Annotated in this window: 4 protein-coding genes; 3 read left to right on the forward strand and 1 reads right to left on the reverse strand. The window is 61.9% G+C overall.

What is annotated here, in order from left to right:
* Positions 1–215: 215 nt before the first annotated feature.
* The 3 genes from QQK95_RS15475 to QQK95_RS15485 are packed head-to-tail and all read left to right on the forward strand — an operon-like array spanning position 216 to position 6,498.
* Positions 216–4,862 (forward strand): GAF domain-containing protein, encoded by a 4,647-nt coding sequence (locus tag QQK95_RS15475; RefSeq protein ID WP_244748137.1) that lies wholly within the window; start codon positions 216–218, stop codon positions 4,860–4,862.
* Positions 4,859–5,248 carry a response regulator gene (locus tag QQK95_RS15480; protein ID WP_096454701.1) on the forward strand — a complete coding sequence of 130 codons (390 nt, stop codon included), beginning with the start codon at positions 4,859–4,861 and terminating at the stop codon, positions 5,246–5,248. Before QQK95_RS15475 ends, QQK95_RS15480 begins: the two co-directional genes overlap by 4 nt.
* A complete protein-coding gene (locus tag QQK95_RS15485; RefSeq protein WP_096454703.1) occupies positions 5,245–6,498 on the forward strand; it encodes an adenylate/guanylate cyclase domain-containing protein in 1,254 nt (417 codons plus the stop codon). Before QQK95_RS15480 ends, QQK95_RS15485 begins: the two co-directional genes overlap by 4 nt.
* Positions 6,499–6,637: 139 nt before the next feature.
* On the opposite strand, the gene QQK95_RS15490 is transcribed toward QQK95_RS15485, so the two are convergent.
* The coding region (locus QQK95_RS15490) for a hypothetical protein (protein ID WP_284274129.1) at positions 6,638–6,888 on the reverse strand (251 nt) is incomplete at its 5' end.

Here is a 6,888-nt window from a genome sequence, read left to right on the forward strand (position 1 = left end):
TGCAACACCTCCTCATCCTCTCAGATTAAGAGTGTTGCGGCGACCTATTGAACCCACCTTCCGAAATCCGACGCTCAGGTGCATCACCAAGCGGCTGCGCTGCGTCACAAACGGACGTTGCAGGTCACCAAACTTGACGCTAGGCTGGCCAAAGCCGACACTGAGCAGAGAAAGACAGGAGCACCTCAGTGGGAGGGCCTGACTCCGACTCTGAGATGACTATCAGCTCGCTCCGAACCGAGTTGACAGCGGCGCGCGAAGAAAATCAGGTACGCACCGCGGAGGTCGCCAGTCTCCTTGAACAGCAGACTGCGACGAGTGCGATCCTCAGGGTGATCGCCGCATCGCCCACCGACATCCAGACGGTCCTGAAAGCGGTCGCCGAAAACGCCTCACAACTCTGCGACGCCTATGACGCGGCGATCTTTCTGCGGCATGGCGAATCGCTGGCCATTGGCGCACACCACGGGCCGATCCCGATCGACTTCGCCACTTTCCCGATCACGCGGGACTGGGTCACCGGCCGCGCCGTGATCGATCGCAGGCCGGTCCACGTGCATGATCTACTCGCCCTGGAGGGCGAGTTCCCTGCAGGCCGATCGATGGCGCTGCGGCTTGGTCACCGGACAATTCTCGCCACCCCTTTGCTGCGTGAGGACGAGGCCATTGGAGCGCTAGTCATTCGCCGAACGGAGCTCAGACCGTTCAGCGAAAAACAGGTCGAGTTACTCAAGACCTTCGCCGACCAGGCCGTAATCGCCATCGAAAATGTCCGCCTGTTCGACGAGGTGCAAGCGCGCACGCGCGATCTCGCCGAGGCGCTGGAGCAGCAGACCGCGACCGCCGATGTGCTCAAGGCAATTAGCAGGTCGGCCTTCGATCTTCAACCGGTACTGCAGACGCTGGTCGACTCGGCAATACGCCTGGCCGGGGCGGACATGGGCGCAATCACGTTGCGCGTTGGCGATACGTTGCGCTTCATGGCAGGCGGCGGGCAAGGTGCCGAACTGCAAGCATACGAACGAGCCAACCCACATGTCGTGGGACGAGGGACGTTCCAGGGCCGCGCCGCACTGGAGGGATTGACGATTCACGTGGCGGACGCGCTTGAAGACCCGGAATACGAAAGGCCGGAAGCGGCAGTCATGGGCAGTTTCCGCGGAGTACTTTCTGTTCCGCTGAAGCGGGGTCAGGAGACCATAGGCGTATTCGGCTTGGGGCGGCGGACGATCGGGCTATTTTCACCGCGTCAAGTCGAGCTGGTCGAGAGCTTCGCCGACCAGGCCGTGATCGCAATCGAGAATGCCCGGCTGATCGAGGAAGTCGAGGGGCACAATCGTGAACTGGCCGAGTCGCTGGATCAGCAGACGGCGACGGCCGAAGTGTTGAAGACGATCAGCAGTTCGGTGTTCGATCTCGATTCCGTGCTGCATACGCTGGTGAAGTCCGCGTCCGACCTCTGTCATTCCGGGATGGGCTACATCTATCTTCGCCAGGGCGAGGTGTTGCAGCCGACGGTACAGATCGGATGGAGCCAAGAATTCCAGGATCACATGAATAACCTCCCGGTCACGCCGGGCCGGGGCAGCATTGCCGCCCGTGTTGCCCAGAGCGGGTCTGTGGAGCAGATCGCCGACGTTCTCGACGATCCGGAGTATACCAACATTGAAGGCCAGCGGCTCGGCGGCTTCCGCACCCTGCTGGGCGTTCCGCTGATGCGTGACGGCGCCGTGACCGGCGTCTTCGTCCTCGCCCGTTCGTCGGTCTCTCCGTTCAGTACGCGCGAAATCGAACTGGTGCAGACATTTTCGGATCAGGCGGTCATCGCGATCGAGAACGTGCGGCTGTTCGAAGAGGTGGAGTCCCGCAACCGCGAACTAGCCGAGTCGCTGGAACAGCAGATGGCCACCGGCGCGATTTTGCAAGTGATCGCCGGCTCTCCTACGGACATTCAACCTGTGCTGGACGCCGTCGCTGAAGGAGCCGCTCGGCTCTGCGACGCCTATGACGCAACGATCTATCTGCTGCGCTCCGATAGGCTGGCTGTGGGAGCGCATCACGGACCGATTCCCATTGACGGCACCGGCTTGCCGGTCGCGCGCGACATCGTTACCGGCCGCGCCGTATTGGATCGGGTGCCAGTCCACGTTCCCGACTTGACCATCGCTGGAGAGGAGTTTGCAAGCGCCCGAATGATGGCTCAACTTCTTGGTTTTCGCGCGATTCTCGCCACGCCGCTGTTGCAGGAAGGAAAAGCAATTGGAGCGCTTATGATCCGGCGCATCGAGGCGCGGGCCTTTAGCGACAGCCAAATTGGCCTTCTCAAAACTTTCGCCAACCAGGCCGTCATCGCAATCGGCAATGTGCGGCTCTTCGAAGAGGTGCAGGCTCGCACCGCCGAGCTTGGCGAAGCATTACAGCAGCAGATTGCGACCGCGGATGTGCTCAAGGTCATAAGCCGCTCCGCATTCGACCTGGAGAGCGTCCTGCAGACACTTATCGATTCTGCTGTGAGGCTCTGCGGTGCGAAAACGTCTGGCATCTTTATGCGGGACGGCGATGTCTTCCGGCTTGCGGCAGGCTACGACCAAACCCCGGAATATCGCGCGTATGAAGAGGCGAATCCGAGCCCGATCAGCCGACAATCCTGGGTCGGCCGAACAGCACTCGACAAGGCAGTCGTCCATATTCCAGATGTTACCAAGGACACCGAACATGGCCTTCCCGAAGCTCCGCGACTCGGAGGATATTCGGCTGTGCTCTGTGTACCGCTCATGCGCGAAGGATCGGTAATTGGCGTCTTCGCAATGACGCGGCCCGAACCCGGGCCCTTCACCGATAGCCAGATCGAACTTGTCCAGACCTTTGCCGATCAGGCGGTGATCGCCATCGAGAATGTGCGCCTGTTTGAAGAGGTACAGGCACGCACGGCGGAACTGAGCGAGTCACTGCAGCAGCAAACGGCGACTGCGGATGTGCTGAAGGCGATCAGCCGTTCGACGTTCGACCTCCGGGCAGTGCTCGACGCTCTGGCCGCATCGGTGACCCGGCTGTGCGAAGCGGACAACGCCTCGATCGTGCGTGAGACGGACGGCAAATTCGTCGAGGCTGCGAGTTACGGCTATCCGGCCGAGCTCGAGGAATATTTCAGCGGCTTTGTGCACGTCCCCGGGCGCGGCACCGGGGTCGGCCGAGTCCTGCTCGAAGGCAAGGCCGTCCAGATTCCAGACGTGCTGGCTGACGCCGACTACACGCTGTGGGAAGGACAGCGGCTCGGCGGATACCGCACGGTGCTGGCCGTGCCGCTGCTGCGCGAGGGGGTTCCAATCGGCGTTTTCTCACTCACCCGCTCGACGGTGCGGCCCTTCACCGAGAGGCAGATCGAACTCGTCGAAACCTTTGCCGACCAGGCAGTGATCGCCATCGAAAATGTTCGTCTGTTCGACGAGGTGCAGGCCCGCACGGCGGAATTGAGCGAATCGCTGCAGCTGCAGACGGCAACGGCGGATGTTCTGAAGGCGATCAGCCGTTCCACATTCGACCTGCAGCCGGTTCTCGACACGCTGGCAGAATCAGCGGCCAAGCTGTGCGACGCGGACACGAGCGTCATCTTCAAGCGTGATGGCGATCTCTACCGGTGGTCGGCCGAGTACGGCAATTTGCCTGAAGCCGCGGCTTTCGCCAAAGCCAATCCCTTCGCCGCCGGTCGAGACAGCGTCACCGGAAGGGTGGCTCTCGAAGCCCGCGCCGTCCACGTTTCGGACGTGCTCGCCGACCCGGACTACGGGGCAACGCAGCTTCAGAAGCTCGGCGGTTACCGGACTATTTTATGCGTTCCGATCTTGCGCGAAGGCGCGCCAGTCGGCGTGTTCGCACTGACGCGGTCACAGGTGCGGGACTTCACGCCGAGGCAGATCGAGCTCGTCGAGACGTTTGCTGACCAGTCCGGCATAGCGATCGAAAACGTTCGGCTGTTCGACGAGGTGCAGGAGCGTACCCGCGAATTGTCACGCTCGCTCGAAGATCTGAGGACCGCGCAGGACCGCCTCGTGCAAACGGAGAAGCTCGCCTCACTCGGCCAGTTGACCGCCGGTATCGCCCACGAGATCAAGAACCCGCTCAACTTCGTCAACAACTTCTCAGCGCTCTCCGGCGAACTCATCGATGATTTGAACAGTGTGCTGGCCGGAGCGCCTTTGGAGGCATCCGTGCGCGAAGAGGTCGGCGAGCTGATAGCCATTCTCAAGAGCAATCTCGACAAGGTGGTCCAGCACGGCAAGCGGGCCGATTCCATTGTCAGGAACATGCTGCTGCATTCGCGCGCGGGTTCAGGAGAGCATCGTCCGATTGACATCAATGCCATCGTGGAGGAGAGCCTGAACCTTGCCTATCACGGGGCGCGCGCCGAAAAGCCGGGTTTCAACGTCACGCTGACGCGGAATTTCGACCCGCAGGCGGGGGATGTCGATCTCTACCCGCAGGAGATCACGCGGGTGCTCCTCAACCTCATCTCCAACGGCTTTTATGCAACAGCCAAGCGCAGCGCCGCGGCGAATGGCGCGGGCTATGAGCCGACGCTCTCCGCCACCACCATGAGTCTCGGCGACCGTGTCGAAATCAGGATCCGCGACAACGGCACCGGCATTCCGCCGGAGGTGAAGGAGAAGATGTTCAATCCATTCTTCACGACCAAGCCAGCCGGCGAGGGTACCGGGCTCGGCCTGTCGCTCAGCCACGACATCGTCGTCAAACAGCATGCTGGCACGATCGACGTCATCAGCCAGCCAGGCGAGTTCACCGAGTTCCGGATTGTGCTGCCGCGCGCTGCGGCCTCGCTCGCAAAATCGGGAGGTGAAGAATGAGCCTCCTCATTCTGGTCGTCGACGACGAGCCCGACGTCGAGCCGCTGTTTCGCCAGCAGTTCCGCCGCGACATCCGAGCCAGCCGCTTCACCATGGAGTTTGCGCAATCGGCGGTGGATGCGTTGGAGCAGATAGACCACGCCGAAGGGGTGACACTGATCCTGGTGCTGTCCGACATCAACATGCCCGGCATGAGCGGGCTCGAGCTCCTGCCGAAGATCAAGGTGCAGCGGCCGGACGTCCCGGTCATCATGATCACCGCTTATGGCGACGCCGAAACCAAGCGCAAGGTGTTGGAGAACGGCGCCGAAGCGCTGCTGACCAAGCCGATCGACTTTGCGGCGCTCAGGCAACAGATCGAAACACGGCTGGGAATGGTGGCGTGACGGCGCGCATTCTTGTGGTTGACGACGAGCCCGACCTTGAGGTCTTGATCGTCCAGAAGTTCCGGCGTCAGATCCGCGACGGCGCGGTCATTTTCCTGTTCGCCAGCGATGGTGTGGACGCCCTGTCCGTCATCGACGGCAACAGCGACATCGACATGGTGCTGTGCGACATCAACATGCCCCGCATGGACGGCCTGTCGCTGTTGGAGAAGCTGCAGCAGGCCGAGGGGCAGCAGCTTTCGACGGTCATCGTCTCCGCTTACGGTGACATGGCCAACATCCGCACTGCGATGAACCGCGGCGCCTTCGACTTCATCACTAAGCCGATCGACTTTGCCGACCTGGAGACCACGATCGCCAAGACCTTGAAGCATCGCGAGGTGCTGCACGAGGCGCATAGGCGGCAAGCGGTCGCGGAGCGCGCGCATGCATCGCTGTCGCGCTACTTCTCGCCCAATCTAGCCGAGCGGCTGGCCGGCGACGCGGACGGGTCGGCGCTGGCCGGGCAGTGGCGCGAGGTCGCCTCGCTGTTCACCGACATTACCAGCTTCACCACGCTGGTGGAAACGATCGACCCTGCCACGCTTGGCGCGCTCCTCAACGACTATTTGGCTGGCATGACCGACGTCGTGTTCGCCCATGAAGGCACCGTCGCCAAGATCGTCGGCGATGCGCTGCATGTGCTGTTCGGCGCTCCTGGCGAGCAGCAGGACCATGCGGCCCGCGCGGTTGCCTGCGCGTTCGAACTCGACGCGCTGTCGCAATCGTTCCGCGATAGCTGGCGCGACAAGGGCGTCGCGGTCGGTACCACCCGCATCGGCGTCCATGCAGGTCCGGCGCTGGTCGGAAATTTCGGCGGAGGCCGCTTCTTCGACTACACGGCCTATGGCGACACCATCAATATAGCGGCGCGGCTGGAAAGCGCCAACAAGCAGCTGGGCACGCGTATCTGCGTCAGCGCGAGCGCCGCTGCAAGGGTCGATGGCTTCCGCGGACGGCCGGTCGGCGATCTGATGCTGCGCGGCAGGGCCGAGGCGCTGCGCGCGTTCGAGCCTTTGTCGTCAAAGCAGTATGATGATCCTTCGACGGCCAGCTATCTTGAAGCCTTTGGCAGATTGGAGGTCGGCGAGGCAAACGCGCTTACGGCTTTCGCCGCGCATATCGGCAAATGTCCGGACGACCAGCTCGCCAGCTTCCATCTCAAGCGGCTGCTCAACGGCGCCAAGGGAACGCGGATCAGCCTCGACTGATCTTTGCGCCAGTCGCGACCGCGACCGTCAAGCCTCGTCGGCGGCAATGTCTGCTTTCACGAGGTGGCTAAGGTGCCCTACGGCTGACAACAGGCGCAAAGCTGTCATCATCGCTTGAGTCCTCCAATGCAGCGCCAGGTTAGAACGAGAAGTCCAGGGTGATCTGGGCGGCATTCGCCTTACGTCGAGATAAGTCGTTCCGACATCGCTGGCTTGAATCGGTAAGCGTTCGGAATCTGTGGTCGATCGGTACGTCACGGTGCTGAGCAAATGCGATCGTGCCCAAGCGTGAAAGCTCACAAATGGTCACTTGCACATGCCCCAATTGACGGCGAGCTATGGCGGAAAATGGGTGATGACGGTTTGAGAAGGGCGGCGTATCGAGGCGGG

The organism is Mesorhizobium huakuii (assembly GCF_030160235.1).
Taxonomy (GTDB): Bacteria; Pseudomonadota; Alphaproteobacteria; order Rhizobiales; family Rhizobiaceae; genus Mesorhizobium; species Mesorhizobium huakuii.

Coding starts and splice junctions, on each gene's coding strand:
- QQK95_RS15475 (WP_244748137.1), top strand. CDS start 216: ATGACTATCAGCTCGCTCCGAACCGAGTTGACAGCGGCGCGCGAAGAA.
- QQK95_RS15480 (WP_096454701.1), top strand. CDS start 4,859: ATGAGCCTCCTCATTCTGGTCGTCGACGACGAGCCCGACGTCGAGCCG.